Here is an 18,612-nt window from a genome sequence, read left to right as displayed (position 1 = left end):
GGAAACGGCGGTTTTATTTACTGTAAGCAACTTTGTCGGATTATTTGTTTGTATATTTTGAATATTAACTTATTTACGAATCCTTTATTTGGTATAATTAGTAATATACTGAATGAAAGTAGGCGATTATATGTCAGAGGTAACCAGAAGACCTAGATTAAGTAAGTTAATAATCAAAAATTTTAGAGCTATTGGCAGTATTCCAGTAGAAATAGAATTAGATGACATTGTAGTTCTCGTAGGACCAAATAACGTAGGTAAAAGCTCCATACTAAGAGCTTATGAAGTAGTAATGAGTGATGGATCAAAAAAGGGAGAACTTACTCTGGATGATTTCCCAAATGGGGAAGCCGATAGTAATGCTTTACCAGAAATTGAGCTTCATACAGTCGTGTATGATAATTTACCTGGAACAAAATGGGTAGATAATAGCACCAGAGAAAACTTAGTTAGAGAGCGATGGATTTGGAATGCTCCAGGGAAACCAAAAAGAAATGGCTATAATACTGAAATTCAGGACTGGGCGGAAGATGGTGTTCCTTGGGGAGCAGCTAATGTAGCGAATTCTAGAAGACCATTGCCACATAAGGTAGATGCTTTTTCAGACCCAGAAGATCAATCAAAAGAAATTATCAAGTTATTATCTTCGATTATAGATGACAGGGTAAAATCTTTCAGGGCGCAAGATAACGGTGAAGATGGAAGCTTAACTGAATATCAAAAGCTGATAGAACAAGTGAAAACTATCCAAAGTACTATTATAGAGGAATCACAAGAAGAAATAAAAAGGGCAGAAGATGGTATTTCAGAGTTGTTAAAAGGAGTATTTCCTAATTATACAGTTACTTTTGATGCTCGTCCCGAGGAGGATTTAGAAAAAAATATCAATTTATTCAAGGCTGGAGCAAAACTTTTGATGGGTCCCACTGACGGCTATCGGAGCACTATAGATAGACAAGGGAGTGGTGCGCGAAGAACCTTGCTTTGGGCTGCTTTAAGATATGTCTCTGATACTACATCGCAAAGCGACAGGCCTCATGTATTATTGTTAGATGAACCAGAATTATGTTTACATCCTAGTGCTGTTAGAGAGGCTTGTAAAGTGCTATATGATCTTCCTACTAGTGGAAATTGGCAGGTTATGGTAACGACGCATTCACCTCTTTTTATTGATGTATCTAGGGATAACACTACGATAATTAGGGTAGAGAGAATAGAAGGTGAAATACAAGGAACAACTGTTTTCAGACCTAATAAAGTACAGCTTGGAAAAGATGATAGACAGCGTTTAAAATTACTTAATGTATGTGATCCACATGTGACTGAATTTTTCTTCGGAGGTCATTCTATAATAGTTGAAGGAGATACTGAGTATACAGCATTTAAGTACATAATGTCTCAAAACCCTGATGCATTTAAAGATGTGCACATTATCAGAGCGAGAGGTAAAGGAACTATAGTGTCTTTAGTGAAAATATTAAATCATTTTAATTCAAGGTATTCAGTATTACATGATAGTGATTACCCATTATTAAGTAATGGTAATAGGAATCCAGCATGGTCTATCAATCAGAGTATTGTTGATGCAGTATATGAGCATGAAGATGTATCTAAAGTAAGGTTAATAGCTAATTTAAAGAATTTTGAGGCTGCGTATTTATCTAGAGAAGTTTCAGGAGAAAAGCCATATAACGCACTTATGGAATTAATGCAAGATTCAACTGTTTTTAATAATGTAAAATCCCTTCTCGATGCATTAATTGATCATACTGCTACTACTCCGGTAGGTAGCTTAGAATGGCAAGATATTAGTACACTTAAAGCACATTATGAAGATTGGGAAATTGCAAATACTCAATAATGTATTTGTTTTACTACTAACTTTTACCCCTTTAGTTATCTATACGTAATAGGGAAACGAATGAGACGGGTAAGCTCCGTCCGCCCTTCGTATTTATAACGGAAGGGGAAACGATAATATAATGACGAATACAGTAACCGACGAACACCGTTATTTTAGCGGTGTTTTTTCTTATGTAGATGAAAACGGAGAACAACGGATTTCAGCGCCTAGCCATACACATAAAGTCGTAAGTTTAGCACAGTCAGACGCATTTAAAGCGAAAAAGGAAAGACAGCGTACAGGAAGAAGCGTAGACTTTACCGCTTCGAATATGGAGAACATCCACGAAGTATATAACGTATTAACTACCGCACAATGCGGTTATTTAATGTTATTACAATGCTATGTTAATTACGATGGCGGTACGTTAGTTAACGCTAATAAATCACCTATGAGCACATCCGATATGATGGAAGTTCTTCAACTAAAGCGCAAGACTAGTACGTTCTATGACTTTATTAAAGCGTGTGTGAAACACGGAATTATTACTGAGGAGAACGGTATTTATGCGGTTAATCCACGTTATCATTTCCGCGGTGCATTCAATAATCAATACGTTGTTAAATCTTATACAGCGAAGATTAAGCGAGTATACCGTGAAGTCAAAGCGGCTGATATCGGTTTAATTTATCGTATGTTGCCGTTCGTACACTACGAAACTAATGCACTATGCGAGAATCCTTTCGAACAAGACCCGAAAAAGATACGTTGGTTCAATCGTAAGGAACTATCCGAGGTACTAGGCGTTGATCCTGCGACACTAGGGCGTAGATTACCGAAGATGACATTCGATGGTAGTTACGTAGTAGCTCGTATTAAAGTTGGAAGTGAACCTGAAAGATATACGTTTAATCCTAGCGTGTTTTATCGCAAAGATACCGAGCCTGATAAAACGTTACAGGCGATGTTTAATATAAAGAAATAGCGAGGTGATTCGCAATGGATCAGAACTATGAAAAAGACTGGAAAGAGCGATGGGAAGCTATCGTTATGAAAAACGGTGAAATTGATTTAGAACAAGTAAAGAAAGAATTAAGTGATTATAGATACCTATTACAACAAGTACCAACAGTGTATAGTGAATTAGCTGATTTAAGTAAACCGTTTTATTCTGCGCAAACTATTATTACTAGAGCACATGAGAAACAAGAGGAATATGCGAGAGATATTTATTTAGAAGATATTAAAGCTATGGCGGATGAAGACGGTAATATATCCGTTGAAGATATCGAGAACTATTTTAACTAGCCTAATTGAGAACGTACTGATAATGAGTGTGACTTTATTCGGACAAATCGACCAAAAGTGTGACTTTATTCGGACAACCGAAAATAGGGTTCACACTTAGAGTCGCAAGGGATACAGCGTTTTTAGGTGCGGAATTATTTCTTAGTCTTGTTAGTTAACGAAACGTAGATAAACAAAACCTTGCGACTTCGGTTCCGGCTACCGCCTCCACTCGTCGCTACTATAGTAATTAATTATATTATCGATAATAAATACTTTATCGGTGAAGTAATAAAAGAATAGTAGCAGACGACTTTGGAGCGAAGCGGAAAAGGCGGATGCAAGGTCTTATTGTTTTTCTATTTTACTAACGTTATTTTAGGCGTAATAATATACGTTCATTTAACGATAATATGCGGTCTAAACTGAACCTATTATAAACGGAAAGGAGAACGTAATACATGGCGTTAAAACGATTAAACACGGAACACTTAACCGCTATTAAATGGTTAGCATTACCGAATAAAGGCGGTAAGACTAACGATGAGATCGCTGCACTATGTGGTGTATCTAGGCAATCCATTCATAACTGGCGTAAGGACCCGCTCTTTGAGCGCGAACTCAAAAAGGAAATGGTACGGAATAGCCAAGACCAACTACCGGACTTAATCGCCTCATTATCCGAGATTGCTATACGTGATGGTAATGCAGCTATGGCGAAGTTAGCGTTACAGATTAACGGAATGCTTACTGATAAAGTCGAAGTAGAAACGAAGGCTAAGACAGGCGAGATTAACTACGAGGAATTGGACGAAGAGATAGCATCGTTTGCGGAACGGATTGAAGAAGACGTAAAGTAGTCGCGTAATTACCGACTATATAATAGGAAGAAACTCGTCAGGATATTATACGGGAATCCTTTACGATGGTTTACCGTAGGTCAGTCGCTCGCTCTAGATGGACACGCCCTCGAAACTTTTCGGATATTACCTCACATTTATACACGTTCTTATGCAATGTATATCGATGTGTTGAGCGCTACAAACGTTGATATTACGCATGCATAAAACTAATTAATCGATAATAAATAAAAAGAAACAGATAAACGTTGATATAATAACGTTTTGGCTTCCGTTTAAATGTAACAAAAGATGATTCTGTTACATTCGTTATACGATTAAATGCATTTAATATACGGAATGAAAAAGCCCGGGGGCGGTAAAAAATAAAAAGTTTTCGCCAGGTGCGAGAGAAATCCGCGTATCAAAAATAACGTTTGACTTTACGTAAGGTAAACTAAATTGTAAAACGAAAAAGACCACGTCGTCAAGACGCAGTCCTTACAAGTTTATTTCGATATAAACATCGTCAATCTGATCTTGAACGATGCCGATATAGCGTAATGTCTCACGTTGGCTAGAGTGATTCAATATCGACTGTAGCAACGATAAATCAACGCCTTTTTTATAAGCGTGATAAGCGAATGTCTTGCGAAGGGTGTGCGTACCCATTTCGACCGTAACGCCCGCTCTTTCTGCGGCGTCATTTAACACTCGGTATGCTTGAACGCGAGATATCGCTTTGTCACCTTTACGAGAAGGAAATAACCAATCGTCATCATTAGCTGTCTTGGGTACGAAATCCCGGACGGCTTTTTTTATGGAGTCGTTTAAGCGAAATTGCTTCGCTTTGCCGGTTTTAGTTTCTTTTAAAGTAACCGACTCGCTATTACGAACGTCCTTTACTTTTAACTTAAGTATATCGGATATACGTAACGCTGAGTTAATTCCGATAGTGAATAATAATAGATCGCGCGGCTTTCCAGCTAGCGCCTTTTTCATTTTATCGATATCTCGCTTCGTGCGAATCGGTTGTACTAAACCGGCCATATGTATTACCTCCTGTTATTTAATGTAACGTTGTCTCATTTTGTTACATTCGTTTGATAGATTCAGTATAACGGTTATTTTTTCCATAGTCAATTATAAATTACGAAAGGAGACGGTTAATATCGCATGGATCAACAGAGAATGGTTCGATAGAAAAGAACGTATAGAGAAGATCAATCAATTACGAAAGTACATCGTACCTAGAGTACGTAACCGACACAAACTTACTGACGATGAAAAGTTAGAACTCAAAACGTATATCAACGAGTTTAACCGTCTCCAAGATATCAACCGAGGAGAAACGGATTTACTATTTTTCGCTTATAACTATTTCGGAGAGAATCGAAATAAAGACAACACTGGCAACTGGATACCAGAATTTCAAGTACCGGATGGTTTTAACTTAGATAACATTACGGAATATGCACCACATTTCCACGAAGAGATATGCGACATCATGAACGTAGTATCGAACGATGAGATTAACAAGCGGGTAGCAGTCGCAGCACCTCGTTCGCATGCTAAGTCGTCTTACTTATCGAAGGCTTTTCCGATTCATGAGATTTGTTACCGTAAACGTTTTTACATCATTTTAATTTCGGAAACTCCTTCTGTATCTAGCGCTAACTTAGAGTGGATTAAGTTACAGTTACAATCGAATGAGAAATTGCGACGTGACTTCGGATCGTTGCTACATACGAAGCAACAAATGAATCCGAGAGACAATACGTCAGAATTTATCGCTTGGGAACCGAAAGGGAAAGATGATAAGAAATTACTGACGTTAGTACAAGCGGCTTCCACTGGACAAGCGTTACGTGGTCGAAACTGGAACGGTAAACGTCCGGATTTAATCGTATGTGATGACCTGGAAGATAAACGGAACACTAATACGGCTCAATTACGCCAGGAGTTGAAAGATTGGTTCGCTCAAGTAGTAATTCCGTTGGGTGATCCGGAAGGGAAACGGACGGCTATCGTATTTATGGGTACGACAGTCCATCCGCAGTCCTTATTAATCGATATTATGGAGCGACGTTCTGACTTTGAATCTCGTAAATATAGAGCGTTAATTACTCCACCTACTAGGCAAGATTTATGGGCGGAATGTGAAAGTATTTATAAAGATCGAGAGAACAAAGCGAGAGCAAGAGACGCTGAATTATTCTTCACCGCTAACCATGACGAAATGATAGAAGGCGCTGAAGTACTTTGGGAAGAAGTGCAACCGGTATTTAAACTGATGAAATTCAAATGGGATAACGGTAGTAAAGCGTTTAACACCGAGCTACAGAATAACCCTATCGATGAGGAAGTAATGGTATTCAACCCCGATAATTTCAACTACTGGAATGATAAAGAAATAAATCGTAAGTTTCCTAGCGATGAGTACTTCATTTCTATCGGAGTTGATTTAGCGATGGGGAAAGAACGCGGTGACTATTCAGCGATTTCAGTCGTAGCTAAGCATCGAGAGACAAATACAATTTACGTTATTGACTCGTATGGCGAACGATTACATCCCGACAAGTTCATGAAAGTAATCGTTGATAAGGTACTTTATTTTCGACCGGACGTAATCGCAGTCGAAGCCCAAGCGGCACAGGAATTCTTCGCTGATATGCTTCAAAAACGTTTGATTTCGTTAGGTTATCCGGCAAACACTCGCTTAGTTAAGGTAAAACAGAGATCACGCAAGGAATTACGTTTAGAGGCGTTATTACCACGAATTGAAAGCGGAGAAATCCAATTTGATAGAAGACATTCGTTGTTATTAGAACAATTTCAGTATTACGGAACGAATATGCACGACGATTTGCCGGATAGTTTAGAAATGGCCGTTTCAGCAGCCGGTAATAGTACGGCGGTAGTAAGGACGTTAGCAAAACGAATGCGATAGAAACCTAGAAAGGAGGTAGCTGATGAACTTACCTTTAGTAGATTACAACATTTTAAATCCGCACAGTATGGACGAATTGTTATTTTCACCGTGGCAACAAGCTATCGGAAAAGAAACGTGGCATCGAATCAATCGACAGATTCGTTACTACGAGTATTATGACGGAAAGCAACATGTTGATCCAAACACAGGACAACTCGTAAAAGCTAGAGAACTACCACGTCCAGACGGATTGGATTACGACCCAACACGTTACGCTACGAATTACTTTAAGGTTCTAATTAACGAGAAAGCACGTTGGCAAATGGCAGGTAAACACGGTATTTCTGTATCGCCTACTCAAATCGATTCAATCGAAGAAATGTTAAAGCTCGATTACAAACCGTCTGAGGAGCAAATGATTGAGAACCAACGAGCAGGTGATTATGAACGTTTATTGTACAAGCTTTGGAAAGAAAACAAGATGCGCGAAAAGTTGATACAAGCAGCTCGCGACCGATTAATCGTCGGTAGAGTCGCTTGTAAAATCGTATTCAATCCAAATAACGGTAAAATCAAATGGGTTTTCCGTCCTGATACCGAAGTAATACCGATTTATTCGGATGATGATTACGACGAATTAGAGGCGGTACACTTCGTTAACTTTAAACGTCTAAATGACGAGGAAATTATCTACAAACAAACGTTTAGCCTCGAAGAAGGGCAATGCTACCTGGAAGAAGGTTACTACGATAAAACGCTGAAAGTTGTCAAGGAAATTCAGCCTAAAATGGCAATGGGCATCGACTTCATTCCAGTAGTACTATTTCCGGTTAATGATTTGAGCGCTTCGGACGCAAATAATACGGAAGTTGATGATATGAAAGAACAAACCGACGTATTGAATCGAATGAACGAAGACGCACTCGACTCACTGAAATTTGAAATGTTCTCGATGACTGCTTTATTAAACGTGCCTGACGGAACAGCAAACAAATTACAGATTGCTCCAGGTGCTGTAATCGAAGCGAAAGGCGGAATGGATGGAGTAACGCCGGATATTAAGAAAGTCGAAGGCGGTTTCCGTTGGAAAGAAGCGTTTAAGGATCAATACGCAAGAGTAAAAGGCGCACTTCATGAAATCACATCATTACCGCAAATCGTACCTTCCGAAATGAACTTCGGGGGTTTAAATAGCGAAACATTACACGTATTGTTCCACGATATCATCCAAGAAACCGAAGAACATTGGTTATCGTGGGGTCCGCGCTTAGAGGAATTACACGAAAAGACAATCAGATATTTACAAGCGAGGGTTGACCGACAAAAATTCGGATATGACCGCGAAGTCGTGAAAACAATTGGAGACAATTACGACAATGAAATTCGATTTGTACTTCCTTTACCGGATAACCGCAAGGAATTAGTTGCATTGTTAACGGAAGAAACGACCGCAGGCTTTGAATCCATTGCCGGAGCGATGAATCGTTTAGGTGTAGAGAACATCACCGCTAAAAAGCAAGAAATTTCAAACGAGCAACAACGTCGAATACAAAAAACTGATCCATACGGAGGTAGTGAATAAATGAAAATAGTAGACCGAAAGAAAACGTCATTCAGATTACGTCTAGGGAATTTACAACACTTTTCAGACCCTAACCCTGGCGATCCACAAGACCCGCCAACGCCGCCTGAACCACCAACACCACCTACGCCAACATATACTGACGAAGATGTTCAGCGTATGATTAGCGAGGCTTTGGCGAAAGCGAAAGCAGAAACTGATGAAAAGGCGGAAAAAGAGCGACAAGAGGCAGAACGTAAAGAGCTGGAGGAGAAAGAGCAATTTAAGAAGTTATACGAAAACTTGCAGCAACAATTAGGTGAAGAAAAGGCGAAAGCGTTGGACGCCAAGAAAGAAACGATATTAGTTAGCGCTGGATATTCAACGGAGCAAATCGTTTTAATTAAAGACCTGTTAAAAGGCGAGACGGACGAGGACTTAAAACAGTCGTTAGAATCCGTAAAATTAGCAGTTTTACCTTTAAATAATGGTGCTGATCCTTCTCCTGGAAATCCGAAAAGAGGTAATCCAGAACCGAAGGATTTAACAGACGTTGGTCGCGACATGTACGCGAGATTAAAAGCCAACGGAAAATTATAAGGATAATTAAGGAGGAATATTAATGCCAGTTTACACACCGAAATTTACAGAAAAACCGTTTAAGAGTGGTAAGAACATTTTAGCGAGTGAGCACCTGCAGTATATCGAAGGGGGCGCGACATTAGACGCTAAGAAATTTGGTGCAAAATACGTAGATTGCGGTACGGCTATTGCTCGCAACACAACTACAGGTAAGTTTGAACCGTATAAGGAGAAAACGCCAGGTACTTTAGAACCAGGTTTCGACGAATTTGCGATTCTAGATATTGATTGGGATTGCGATGGTCAAAACGACGGAGTAATAGGTCAAGTGCTTGTACGTGGTTCAGTGTACGATGCAAAACTCGTAGGCGTGACAGACGCATTTAAGAAAGCAACACCATTAATTCGATATGTAAAGCACGTGTAAGGGCCGTTTAAATAACGGTCTTTTTTATTGCAAATTTTTAACGGAAAACTAAGGAGGAATTTAAATGTCAGGTATTACACAATTAAAGGAATTTCAAAAACCAGCGCTTCGCGGATTAGTTGACGCATTAGAAAAGGAGAAGCTTGACACACCTACGCTTGCAGACCGTTTCTTACCGAACGACCAAATCTTCTCTACTACGTTCGCATACGACGTAATTAAGAAATCAAACCACATCGCAGCAATGATTGGTTACGGCGCAGAGCCACCGGTAATGGACCGTGATGCAGTAGCGTCTAAAATGGGAGAACTCGCAAAGATGGGTCTTAAATATATCGCTACGGAAGAGGAATTGTTAGCGTTAAATCAATCACGTTCTGACGCAGAACATAGCGCAATGATTGATAAATTAGGCGCTAAAGGTGCTGACTTAGTAAAAGCGTTACAACGTCGTGTGGATATCGCTAAATTAGAAGCTGTTACTAAAGGTAAATTCGATTACAACAAGAACGGTGTAAAAATCGTTGTTGACTACGGTATTCCAGCAGACCAAAAGATCGCTTTAACGGGTACAAATGCTTGGACTGATGTAAATGCTGACGCACTAGGTAACTTAATCGAATGGAATGATAAGTACTTAACTGCAAACGGTAAAAAAGCAGATGTTATTTTAATGACTCGCGAAACACAAGCGTTATTACAAAAGAATAATGGAATCATCGGTGAGGCTCGTGGTGTAGCAAAAGACGGCGTTAAACGTATTTCTGTCGCAGAAGTAAACGATGTTTTAGATGGCTATGGCTTACCGCCAGTGCAAATTGTAGAACAGCGTAAGGTTACGGTTCGTAACGTGTATACTGGCGTTGACGAAGTAATCGAGTTTATGCCTCAATATCGTGTAGTATTCGTTTCTGAAGGACTAGGTAATTTCGTTTATGGTCCAACTGTAGAAAATGATTTTAAACCAGGTGTTGTACTTGATGCCTACGATAAGAAAGAGCCGATCGAATCTGTATTACGTGTAGTAGCAGCGGGATTTCCTATCGTAGAGAAACCTTCGTTATTATTACATGCTGACGTGGCGCAATAATGTTAGTTAATGTAAAAGTAGTGGGCGGTATCGTGGACGGCCATGGCATCGGCTCACAAATCGAAATCGACGAAAAATCGGCGGCTTACTTAGCGTCGATTGGTTACGTCGAAATTATTGAAACGCAAGCGGTTACGGGTGAAAAAGGTGAGTCAGCGCCGAAAAAGTCCACTACACGCAAGCGTACTACAAAATCTAAGGAGTGACGGCTATGGCGACGGAAGGTTTTATTAACATAGAAGAATTGAAACAACGGTTGCAAGCCGATGATTCGTTATTCGAAGAAGCATTAATTGCGAATGGCTTTTCGTCGCTAACCGTTCTAACTGATAAACAAGCACAGTTAGTTACTTTTTATTATCGCTATGTTGATTTAATGGCAAAAGCAACGATAGAGGCATCTTCGTTCAAATATACAGACGGTGAAGAAAGTGTAGATAAGTCCAGCGTATCGAAAAATTACCGTGACTTGGCGCAACACTATTATGAGTTATGGCGTAGTAAACGAACGGAATACGACGGTACAGGCTCTAGCTTTCGAATTGCAAAGCGAGTTGATCGTCCGTGAACGAATTACAACGAGAATTTGACGAAGCGCTCGATAAAATATCGAAGCAGTACGAAAAAGAAAACGAAAAACAAGTAGAAGAGACGGTTGGTGCTATTATGCTAATCCGTCTTTTTCTTATGGACTTAATTAACGACTACCAAAAAGACGGTGTAATTAAACGAGGCAGACTAAACGCTTTATTACGAGATTTAGACTATTACGAAAAGGAGTTTCGCAAAAAGTCAGGAGTGTCATTCGAAAAAATGATAGATGATACGGCGAAGTGGACGACTTCTAAACTTGCAGAAACGCCTCTTAGCGTAAAATCAATAAATTCCGTAAATAAGCACATTGTGAAAGATATGGTTAAACGAGTAGGAGATGACGGTTTAATACTGTCTGACCGAGTATGGAATCTAGCGGGTGACATGCGAGCAGAGTTAACGAAGGTAATTCGTCCGGCAGTACTTAAAGGTGAAAGTGTTAGTTCGATTTCTCAACGTATTAAGGAAGTACACGAAAACGAGAAATGGAAAATCGAACGTGTAGCAATTACGGAGAGCAATAACACCTACCGAGCAGCCACGATTTATAACGGTAACGAAAGTGATATTGTTACAGGTTACAAAATAATCGAAAACGGACACCGTCATAGATATCACTCGAAGCATATGTGTTACAAGTTAGCTAAACGTGATGATTACGGATTAGGTCCTGGTAGATATCCGAAAAAGATACCTGAAAGTTTACTAGCCCAATTGATTAATCCGCATCCACAATGTTCATCTCGTTTAAATTACATTATCGGAGGGGAGGAATAATAAGTGCTAACCGAAAAAGACATCGAGCAAATTAGAGCTAATCGTGAATTAATCGAACAGAATCGACGAGAATCTATTATTCTATGGCGAAAAGGTACTTCGACAACAGACCCAATTACAGGCGAAGATATTCACGGTGAAGATACGCAAGAAACGGTACAAGTCGTTTGGAAGAAGTTCACACTAGAAGATAAAGTGAAGTTTTCAGGTACCGATGTAAAAGAAGGTGAAGCACTCGTTACTTTCCATCTTGATATCGATTTGAATGACGTCAAGTTCCTCGAAAGAAAAGGTATTCAATATGTAATCGATTTAATTGACGAAAGAGGATTAGGTGGAATTAACCGTCGAGAAGTAGTCGTAAAGAGGGTGATTTAATGAAAATCAGCACAAGGGTTACAGGGATGGAAAACGTTATGCGAATCAATAACCCTAATCGATATAAAACACAGGTTGCGAATACTGTGGAAAAGCACGCAAGGTTACAAGCGAATACAGCTTCGAATAGAGCGCCTGTTGATTCAGGACTCTTAGCGGGAAGTATTCCGCCAAGCGTAAAGCCTTTCAACGGAGACAAAACCGGATGGTTATACGGTTCCGATGTCGAATACGCAGCCGTTCAAGAATACACGCATAAGACGAAAAAAGGTTTCATGCGTAAGACAGCGTTCGAAGGAGAGCAACCGTTAGTATCTGATTTAGAGAAAACCGTGGCTCGTACGGCAAGAGGTCTATAACGATGGTTACAGTAAATAACGTAATGTATTCGTTGAAAAAAGCGTTAGAAGAATTCGCACCTACTACTTGGGTATTTGACGGAGTTTCCTTAACTGGAAAACCAAAGCCGTTTCTAACAATCGAATCTCTAACGGGAACTATCGACCGCTACTCGAAAGATAATTACGCAAGAAATCATCTAATTCAAATCGGAGTTTATTCCGATACAGTTTCAAACCGAAATGAAATACAAGATAGAATCATCGACCGACTAGATAGGCGACCTATCGACTTGTACGACACAAGTTCGAAAACGCCTACACTAGTCGGTTTTTTATATGCGGAAGTTTCGTCATTTGAACCTATTCCACAAGAAAGTACGGAGCAAGTAACGGCGAAACACCTCAGCTTTATCACAATCACGATATGAAAATAAGGAGGAATACGGATGGCAGGAACAGTGGCAGCACCGGAATTCAAAGGGAAAGAGACGTTATATTTAATCGATATTCCACAGACAGAAGGCGCAAGTAAAACGGTTCGACTATTTAACCAAACGTCGGGCTCACGCTCAATCGAAGCGGGCGAAATCGAGTTAAAAACGAAGGACAAGTCCGGCAGTGATTACGGAGATGTAACACAATCGGTATCTATTGAGGGTGTAAGTACAGAAGGTGACGAGGCATTAGATTACATCGAGGAAGCTATCACGAATAAGAAACTCGTTAAAATTCACGAAGTTTCTTTACGTAGCGCTACCGCAGGCGAATACAAAACGAAAAGCGGTACGTTTATGTTAAGTACTGTTGAGTTATCACATGAAAACGAAGAGTTCTCGAAATACTCGATTGAGGCGAAGTTAAACGGTGGTTTGTCTATCGGTAAAATTACAACACTTCCACCAGGAGCACCTAACGGAGAAATCGTTAAACCTTAAATATAACGAGTAGTGGGCGAGGTTCCCCCGCCCTTTTATTTCGCAAATGAAATCAAACTAATTAACGGAGGGTTTATATATGGCTAATTCATTTACACGATTTGAGGTAAAAGGAAAAGAGTACGAGCTTAAATACGGTTTTGAAGCAATTAAATTAATCGATAGTAACGGAGGACCTTTCGAATTCGTGCAAAAGGCGATGCAAGGAGGTCTTGAAGATTTCGTAGATGTAGTTTATTACGCTCTAATTCATACAGGTGAAGGTATTACACGTAAAGATATCGAGGCAGAAATTGAACGTCAACTAATGTCAGAAGAATTATCCTTTGACGACATTTTAAAGGTAAATAAGGCGGTCGTACTTAACAGTTTTTTCTTCAAGAAGACAGTGGACAAGTTACTAGCGAGCATGCCGGAGGATCAGAAGAAATCATTCGAGAGCCTGTACGAATAAACGTTGATGACTTATTATCCGATTGCTTTCGGTATTTCGGTATGGATGCATTACGAGCAAAACGATTAAGTATCAAAGAGTATCACATTATGCTTACTGGATATCGTGAACGACTCTTAGATATTTATGAGATTGCTAGTATCCAGGCGTTATTCAACCGAAATGCCCAAAGTGAAAAGGTTAAGAGTTTAGGTGATATCTATAAACGTCCTGGAAATGCTCGTATGGTAGAGACAAATGAAAAAGAACGTGAACGCATAACCGAAAAGATACATGCTAACGAAGCTTTATTCGACGACATCGAGCGAGCATTACGAAGTCAAGACGGAAAGGGTGGTGAGTAACAATTAGTCAAAACCGTGTAGAAGTACAGTTATTAGCGGATATATCTAACTTACAAAGGAATTTGCGACAGGCGACGCAGGCATGGGACGAGTTCTTTAGGCATATTAACAGACCCCCACCGCCGCCTCCACCGCCTAGACCACCAAGTCCTCCACCACCACCGCCACCTCCTCCGCCTCCACCACCGCCAGACTATTCAAGTTGGCAGCGGGCGTTTCAAAACGTGGGGAACCAGGCGCAAGAAATGGGGCGGAGAGTACAGGCGGTAGGACAGAGTATGACAACGGCTTTTGCACCGCTTGCTTACGCCTCCACTAGGGCATTCGGTGGTATGATCAAAGACTCAATGGAGTTCGAACAACAAACCCGTAAAGCAGCGGTACTCACTGGTGGATCGTATAACCAAGTTAAGAAAGATATCTTAGAGATGGCGACATCTTCAGTGTATTCAACTGGACAAGTAGCGGCAGCCTATGCCGAAATGGGTGCGAAAGGTTTCGATGCGGCGCAAGCAACCGCAGCATTACCTGGCGTACTATCAGCCGCAGCCGCTTCCGGTGAAGACCTCGGAATGGTAGCCGATACGATAACCTCCGCATTAAACGCTTTCGGTATGGAGGCGAAACAAAGTGGACATGTAGCGGACGTACTTGCGATGGCGGCTAATGCGACGGCAGCGGGTGTAGGCGATATGCAATACGCCTTTAAATATGCCGCTGGTCCGGCAGCACAGTTAGGTATTTCGATGGAAGAGCTCGCAGCATCCGTTGGTATTATGGCTAACGCAGGTATCAAAGGTGAGACGGCTGGTACAGCGTTACGTTCATCAATGCTTCGTCTAGTTAAACCCCCGAAACAGGCACGTATCGAACTCGAAAAACTTGGTGTATCTATTACGGATCAAGGGGGCAACATGCGCCCGTTGAGTCAAATTATTGGAGACTTATCGAAAGGGATGGACGGTTACACAAACGCCCAAAAAGGCGCTTCACTAGCGGCTATTTTCGGTACAGAGGCAGTTTCTGGTATGATGGCACTTGTAGCGGCAGGACCAGAAAAAATCGATAAATTAACGGATTCACTTGTTAAATCTGATGGGGCCTCGAAAAAAGCAGCCGATTCAATGCTTGAAGGTTGGGCGGGTGCAATCGTAAAAATGCAATCGTCAATTGACGTAGCAGCCCGTGCATTTACAGATGCGTTAGCACCGGCAATTTCGGTTGTAGCAGGTCAGATTAAGGCGCTAGCAGATTGGTTCAATGGGTTGTCTCCTGTAATGAGGACGACTATCGCGACGGTAGCTACGACTGTTGCAGCATTTACTGTTTTTATGGCTGTATTAGGACTCATTATTAGTGCTGTAGGTAGCACTATAGGAGCATTCGGGATGTTGGTTGGTTGGTTAGGAAAAAGCGCAACAGTCGCAAAATTAGCTAGCGCAGCGATGGTTGCCCTACGAGCAGCATTCGCATTTCTGACAGGACCAATCGGCATAGTAATCATGGCATTAACGGCGATGGGTACAGCGTTAGTACAATTATATAAACATAACGAAGCTTTTCGAAACGGGGTCAATAGCGCTTGGGATTCTATTAAATCGAAAGTTACCGAATTATCATCGGCATTTATGAATTTCGCAGGTCCAGCAATTGACGCAGTGGTCGCAGGTTTCAATCGTTTGAAATCCGCTATTATGGCGGCGTTTTCCGGAGACTTCAGCCAACTAGGCGAGATTTTTAAAACAATCGGTCCGTCTATTGCAGGCGCTATTATTGGAGGAATTCCAGGAGTCATCGTCTCAGTATCTCGCTATCTACCAGCGATAGCGGAGTATCTAAACGCGAATAAAGGGATTATTGTACAAGCGATTACAAATGTTTTTAATTCCATAGCAGAATTTTTAACTACGACTCTACCTCAGTTAATCGAAGTTGGTTCGCAGATTATTATGAACCTAGTTAATGGCTTAGTTCAAGCGGCACCTTCGATACTTGAAGCGATGGTAGGCGTAATTAATACGATAATGCAGTCAATCGCTGAAAATTTACCTTTAGTAATTGAATCGGGAATGCAAATTATCCAATCGCTAATTACCGGAATTACACAAGTATTGCCTATGCTTATTGAAACGGGGCTACAGTTAATTCTTACGTTAATCACTGGAATCGTCCAAACAATCCCTTCGTTAATTCCGATTGCAGTAACGATTATAGAAACGCTTGTTAACGGATTGATGTCATTTTTACCGAAACTAATCGAAATAGGGCTTAATCTACTGACCTCGCTAATTACCGGGATTACACAAGCGCTACCTATGGTCGTATTGGCAGTGATTACGGTAATTACCACGCTAATCGACGCGATTACTGCGAATCTACCAGCAATTGTTTCCGCAGGAGTTTCGATATTGACTACGCTGATTGACGGTATTGTGCAGATGCTACCGCAATTAATCGATTTGGCAGTTACTTTAATTATGAAAGTAGCTGATACGATTCTAGCGAATTTACCGAAAATCATAGAAGCAGGGGTTAAGATTCTGATGGCGTTGATCGAGGGAATCGTTAAAATAATACCTCAATTAATCAACGCTGCGTTAACATTAATAGCTAAAATCGCAGAAACATTGATTGCTAATTTGCCGAAAATCATAGATGCTGGCGTAAAGATTCTTATGGCTTTAATCGCTGGTATCGTTAAAGTAATCCCTCAATTAATAGCAGCGGGACTTCAACTAATCGTAACTTTAGTCAGCGAATTAATTAAGAACTTACCGAAGCTTTTAGAAGCGGGCGTTAAATTAATCGAGGCACTCATCAAAGGTATTCTATCGCTTTTAGGACAGCTAGGAAGTGCGGCGCTAGAACTAGGTGGAAAGATAATCGATACGTTGAGGGAAGTCAATTTATTTGATATCGGTGTAAATATTATTAAGGGATTGATTAACGGTATCGGTTCGATGTTCGGCGAAGTTTGGGGAAAGATAAAAGAACTCGGAAGTGGTATTAAAGATAAAATATCCGGAATCCTCGACATACATTCTCCTTCACGTTGGATGCGCGACATGATCGGCGTCAATATGATGAAGGGTTGGATAATCGGTATTGATTCGATGAAAGGGGCGGTACTACGTACGTCCGGAGAAATGACGAATTGGATGAAACCGGAGATGTTAGCGGTGGATAATGGTTCAATAAACACTGGCGTTGCGCAGTCAGTATCACCTACAGCATACGCAATGAGCGGTGTGAATACGAATACTAACTCAGCGAATGCAAAACGGAATATGACGATTGAAAACGTAATTATGATGGACGGATATGAGATCGCTAGAGTAACACAACCGTATATTGACGATATGCAGAGCGAGAGACTATCGCTGAAGTCTTATATGAAGGGAGGTCGATGATGAATACAATTGTAGAAAGATTGGATGGGACACGCTATGATCTTGAAGAACTTGGAATTACAACAAGGGACTTTCTAGTATCAGCTCCCATATATAAGCACACAACGGAATCCATAGAAAGTAGACCAGGCAGCATTGATTTAGGTACGACTTACGACGTACGGAAAATTAGTTGCTCTTTTTATTTAAAGGCGCAAAATATGGATACTTATGCAATCGAACGTGATGAAGTATTTCATATATTCCGAAGCGAAGAGGAGTTTTATCTAACTGATTTAAGAGTTCCTTATAAACGTTGGAAAGTTAAGTGTAACGATTCGTTCGAAATGGATCAGCAACGTTTTTATGGATTCTTTGATGTGGAATTTGTAGCATCTTTACCATTTGCAATTTCGACACTAAATACTTTAATGCCGGATTTCGATGTTTATGCACAAGACGCACATTACGGTATGGGGTTGGATTGGAGTAATGAATTGAAGTACATTCACAACGTCTCGTATTTCAACATCTTAAATGCAGGGAGCGTTGAAGTGAACCCAAGATATATTCCTTTATCTATAAAATTCAAAGGACCTTCTAGTAACCTGTCGATAAAAAACATAACAACTGGCGATGTGTGGTCATATAACAAGACAACAAGTGCAAATGATACGATATTACTGGCTGGGGTACGTAGTACAAAGAACAGTTTAAGTATTTTTAGAGATACAAATCGAAAGCTTATCACTCTAGCGCCTGGTTGGAATGAATTTCAATTATCAGGAACCACGCAACCATTCGAAATACAATTCGATTTTAACTTTTATTATCTATAA

General features: G+C 40.4%; 21 protein-coding genes. 20 read left to right on the top strand and 1 reads right to left on the bottom strand.

From position 1 onward, the window contains the following. Nucleotides 1-130 precede the first annotated feature (130 nt). The 4 genes from M014_RS27165 (at nucleotide 131) to M014_RS0118250 (ending at nucleotide 3,990) form a co-directional block, all read left to right on the top strand. The gene (locus M014_RS27165) at nucleotides 131-1,861 is read left to right on the top strand and encodes an ATP-dependent nuclease (RefSeq protein WP_197030409.1); all 1,731 of its coding nucleotides are present in this window, start codon (nucleotides 131-133) and stop codon (nucleotides 1,859-1,861) included. 121 nt (nucleotides 1,862-1,982) lie between these two features. Next, a complete protein-coding gene (locus tag M014_RS0118260; protein WP_035415375.1) occupies nucleotides 1,983-2,828 on the top strand; it encodes a hypothetical protein in 846 nt (281 codons plus the stop codon). 14 nt (nucleotides 2,829-2,842) lie between these two features. Next, nucleotides 2,843-3,151 carry a hypothetical protein gene (locus M014_RS27160; protein ID WP_035415372.1) on the top strand — a complete coding sequence of 103 codons (309 nt, stop codon included), beginning with the start codon at nucleotides 2,843-2,845 and terminating at the stop codon, nucleotides 3,149-3,151. Between the two features lie 440 nt (nucleotides 3,152-3,591). Continuing rightward, the gene (locus M014_RS0118250) at nucleotides 3,592-3,990 is read left to right on the top strand and encodes a phBC6A51 family helix-turn-helix protein (protein ID WP_026593011.1); all 399 of its coding nucleotides are present in this window, start codon (nucleotides 3,592-3,594) and stop codon (nucleotides 3,988-3,990) included. Nucleotides 3,991-4,470: 480 nt separating this feature from the next. Here the strand turns inward: M014_RS0118250 and M014_RS0118245 are convergent, their stop codons facing one another. Next, entirely contained in the window at nucleotides 4,471-5,019 is a 549-nt protein-coding gene (locus tag M014_RS0118245) for a site-specific integrase (protein WP_026593010.1), read from the bottom strand. A 40-nt stretch (nucleotides 5,020-5,059) separates the two neighbouring features. Between M014_RS0118245 and terL the strand changes: the two genes are divergently transcribed. The 16 genes from terL to M014_RS0118165 all read left to right on the top strand — a co-directional run bounded on the left by terL (nucleotide 5,060) and on the right by M014_RS0118165 (nucleotide 18,612). Further along, nucleotides 5,060-6,919, top strand: a complete 1,860-nt coding sequence (gene terL / locus M014_RS0118240; RefSeq protein ID WP_231503964.1) for a phage terminase large subunit — start codon at nucleotides 5,060-5,062, stop codon at nucleotides 6,917-6,919. A 22-nt stretch (nucleotides 6,920-6,941) separates the two neighbouring features. Then, nucleotides 6,942-8,483 (top strand): phage portal protein, encoded by a 1,542-nt coding sequence (locus M014_RS0118235; RefSeq protein ID WP_026593008.1) that lies wholly within the window; start codon nucleotides 6,942-6,944, stop codon nucleotides 8,481-8,483. Next, nucleotides 8,484-9,062 (top strand): hypothetical protein, encoded by a 579-nt coding sequence (locus tag M014_RS0118230; RefSeq protein ID WP_026593007.1) that lies wholly within the window; start codon nucleotides 8,484-8,486, stop codon nucleotides 9,060-9,062. A gap of 22 nt (nucleotides 9,063-9,084) precedes the next feature. After that, entirely contained in the window at nucleotides 9,085-9,471 is a 387-nt protein-coding gene (locus tag M014_RS29725; RefSeq protein ID WP_026593006.1) for a hypothetical protein, read from the top strand. A 64-nt stretch (nucleotides 9,472-9,535) separates the two neighbouring features. Then, nucleotides 9,536-10,561, top strand: a complete 1,026-nt coding sequence (locus M014_RS0118220) for a major capsid protein (RefSeq protein ID WP_026593005.1) — start codon at nucleotides 9,536-9,538, stop codon at nucleotides 10,559-10,561. Next, nucleotides 10,561-10,767 carry a hypothetical protein gene (locus M014_RS0118215; RefSeq protein WP_026593004.1) on the top strand — a complete coding sequence of 69 codons (207 nt, stop codon included), beginning with the start codon at nucleotides 10,561-10,563 and terminating at the stop codon, nucleotides 10,765-10,767. Before M014_RS0118220 ends, M014_RS0118215 begins: the two co-directional genes overlap by 1 nt. A gap of 5 nt (nucleotides 10,768-10,772) precedes the next feature. After that, nucleotides 10,773-11,129 carry a hypothetical protein gene (locus M014_RS0118210; RefSeq protein WP_026593003.1) on the top strand — a complete coding sequence of 119 codons (357 nt, stop codon included), beginning with the start codon at nucleotides 10,773-10,775 and terminating at the stop codon, nucleotides 11,127-11,129. Continuing rightward, nucleotides 11,126-11,932 carry a hypothetical protein gene (locus M014_RS0118205; protein WP_026593002.1) on the top strand — a complete coding sequence of 269 codons (807 nt, stop codon included), beginning with the start codon at nucleotides 11,126-11,128 and terminating at the stop codon, nucleotides 11,930-11,932. Before M014_RS0118210 ends, M014_RS0118205 begins: the two co-directional genes overlap by 4 nt. A 3-nt stretch (nucleotides 11,933-11,935) precedes the next feature. Next, entirely contained in the window at nucleotides 11,936-12,310 is a 375-nt protein-coding gene (locus tag M014_RS0118200; protein WP_026593001.1) for a hypothetical protein, read from the top strand. Next, on the top strand, nucleotides 12,310-12,669 hold the full coding sequence (locus M014_RS0118195) for a hypothetical protein (RefSeq protein WP_026593000.1): 360 nt from the start codon (nucleotides 12,310-12,312) through the stop codon (nucleotides 12,667-12,669). Before M014_RS0118200 ends, M014_RS0118195 begins: the two co-directional genes overlap by 1 nt. Before the next feature lie 2 nt (nucleotides 12,670-12,671). Further along, a complete protein-coding gene (locus M014_RS0118190) occupies nucleotides 12,672-13,079 on the top strand; it encodes a hypothetical protein (RefSeq protein WP_026592999.1) in 408 nt (135 codons plus the stop codon). Nucleotides 13,080-13,097: 18 nt separating this feature from the next. Beyond that, complete coding sequence (locus M014_RS0118185; protein WP_026592998.1) at nucleotides 13,098-13,586, top strand: phage major tail protein, TP901-1 family; 489 nt, start codon at nucleotides 13,098-13,100, stop codon at nucleotides 13,584-13,586. Nucleotides 13,587-13,665: 79 nt separating this feature from the next. Then, nucleotides 13,666-14,040 (top strand): tail assembly chaperone, encoded by a 375-nt coding sequence (locus tag M014_RS0118180; RefSeq protein ID WP_026592997.1) that lies wholly within the window; start codon nucleotides 13,666-13,668, stop codon nucleotides 14,038-14,040. 89 nt (nucleotides 14,041-14,129) lie between these two features. After that, nucleotides 14,130-14,384, top strand: a complete 255-nt coding sequence (locus tag M014_RS0118175) for a hypothetical protein (protein WP_026592996.1) — start codon at nucleotides 14,130-14,132, stop codon at nucleotides 14,382-14,384. A gap of 2 nt (nucleotides 14,385-14,386) precedes the next feature. Beyond that, a complete protein-coding gene (locus tag M014_RS0118170) occupies nucleotides 14,387-17,794 on the top strand; it encodes a phage tail tape measure protein (protein ID WP_035415367.1) in 3,408 nt (1,135 codons plus the stop codon). After that, the gene (locus M014_RS0118165) at nucleotides 17,794-18,612 is read left to right on the top strand and encodes a phage tail family protein (protein WP_026592994.1); all 819 of its coding nucleotides are present in this window, start codon (nucleotides 17,794-17,796) and stop codon (nucleotides 18,610-18,612) included. Before M014_RS0118170 ends, M014_RS0118165 begins: the two co-directional genes overlap by 1 nt.

Origin of the sequence: Bacillus sp. UNC437CL72CviS29, assembly GCF_000482345.1 — a bacterium.
In the GTDB taxonomy this organism is placed as follows: Bacteria; Bacillota; Bacilli; order Bacillales; family Bacillaceae_G; genus Bacillus_A; species Bacillus_A arachidis.
Note: the sequence above shows the minus strand (reverse complement) of the source record. Positions and strands in the feature narration are given on the sequence as shown.

What these genes read in the sequence shown, in the direction of transcription:
- M014_RS27165 (WP_197030409.1), top strand. Translation starts at nt 131, where the DNA reads ATGTCAGAGGTAACCAGAAGACCTAGATTAAGTAAGTTAATAATCAAA.
- M014_RS0118260 (WP_035415375.1), top strand. Translation starts at nt 1,983, where the DNA reads ATGACGAATACAGTAACCGACGAACACCGTTATTTTAGCGGTGTTTTT.
- M014_RS27160 (WP_035415372.1), top strand. Translation starts at nt 2,843, where the DNA reads ATGGATCAGAACTATGAAAAAGACTGGAAAGAGCGATGGGAAGCTATC.
- M014_RS0118250 (WP_026593011.1), top strand. Translation starts at nt 3,592, where the DNA reads ATGGCGTTAAAACGATTAAACACGGAACACTTAACCGCTATTAAATGG.
- M014_RS0118245 (WP_026593010.1), bottom strand. Translation starts at nt 5,019, where the DNA reads ATGGCCGGTTTAGTACAACCGATTCGCACGAAGCGAGATATCGATAAA.
- M014_RS0118235 (WP_026593008.1), top strand. Translation starts at nt 6,942, where the DNA reads ATGAACTTACCTTTAGTAGATTACAACATTTTAAATCCGCACAGTATG.
- M014_RS0118230 (WP_026593007.1), top strand. Translation starts at nt 8,484, where the DNA reads ATGAAAATAGTAGACCGAAAGAAAACGTCATTCAGATTACGTCTAGGG.
- M014_RS29725 (WP_026593006.1), top strand. Translation starts at nt 9,085, where the DNA reads ATGCCAGTTTACACACCGAAATTTACAGAAAAACCGTTTAAGAGTGGT.
- M014_RS0118220 (WP_026593005.1), top strand. Translation starts at nt 9,536, where the DNA reads ATGTCAGGTATTACACAATTAAAGGAATTTCAAAAACCAGCGCTTCGC.
- M014_RS0118215 (WP_026593004.1), top strand. Translation starts at nt 10,561, where the DNA reads ATGTTAGTTAATGTAAAAGTAGTGGGCGGTATCGTGGACGGCCATGGC.
- M014_RS0118210 (WP_026593003.1), top strand. Translation starts at nt 10,773, where the DNA reads ATGGCGACGGAAGGTTTTATTAACATAGAAGAATTGAAACAACGGTTG.
- M014_RS0118195 (WP_026593000.1), top strand. Translation starts at nt 12,310, where the DNA reads ATGAAAATCAGCACAAGGGTTACAGGGATGGAAAACGTTATGCGAATC.
- M014_RS0118190 (WP_026592999.1), top strand. Translation starts at nt 12,672, where the DNA reads ATGGTTACAGTAAATAACGTAATGTATTCGTTGAAAAAAGCGTTAGAA.
- M014_RS0118185 (WP_026592998.1), top strand. Translation starts at nt 13,098, where the DNA reads ATGGCAGGAACAGTGGCAGCACCGGAATTCAAAGGGAAAGAGACGTTA.
- M014_RS0118180 (WP_026592997.1), top strand. Translation starts at nt 13,666, where the DNA reads ATGGCTAATTCATTTACACGATTTGAGGTAAAAGGAAAAGAGTACGAG.
- M014_RS0118175 (WP_026592996.1), top strand. Translation starts at nt 14,130, where the DNA reads ATGCTTACTGGATATCGTGAACGACTCTTAGATATTTATGAGATTGCT.
- M014_RS0118165 (WP_026592994.1), top strand. Translation starts at nt 17,794, where the DNA reads ATGAATACAATTGTAGAAAGATTGGATGGGACACGCTATGATCTTGAA.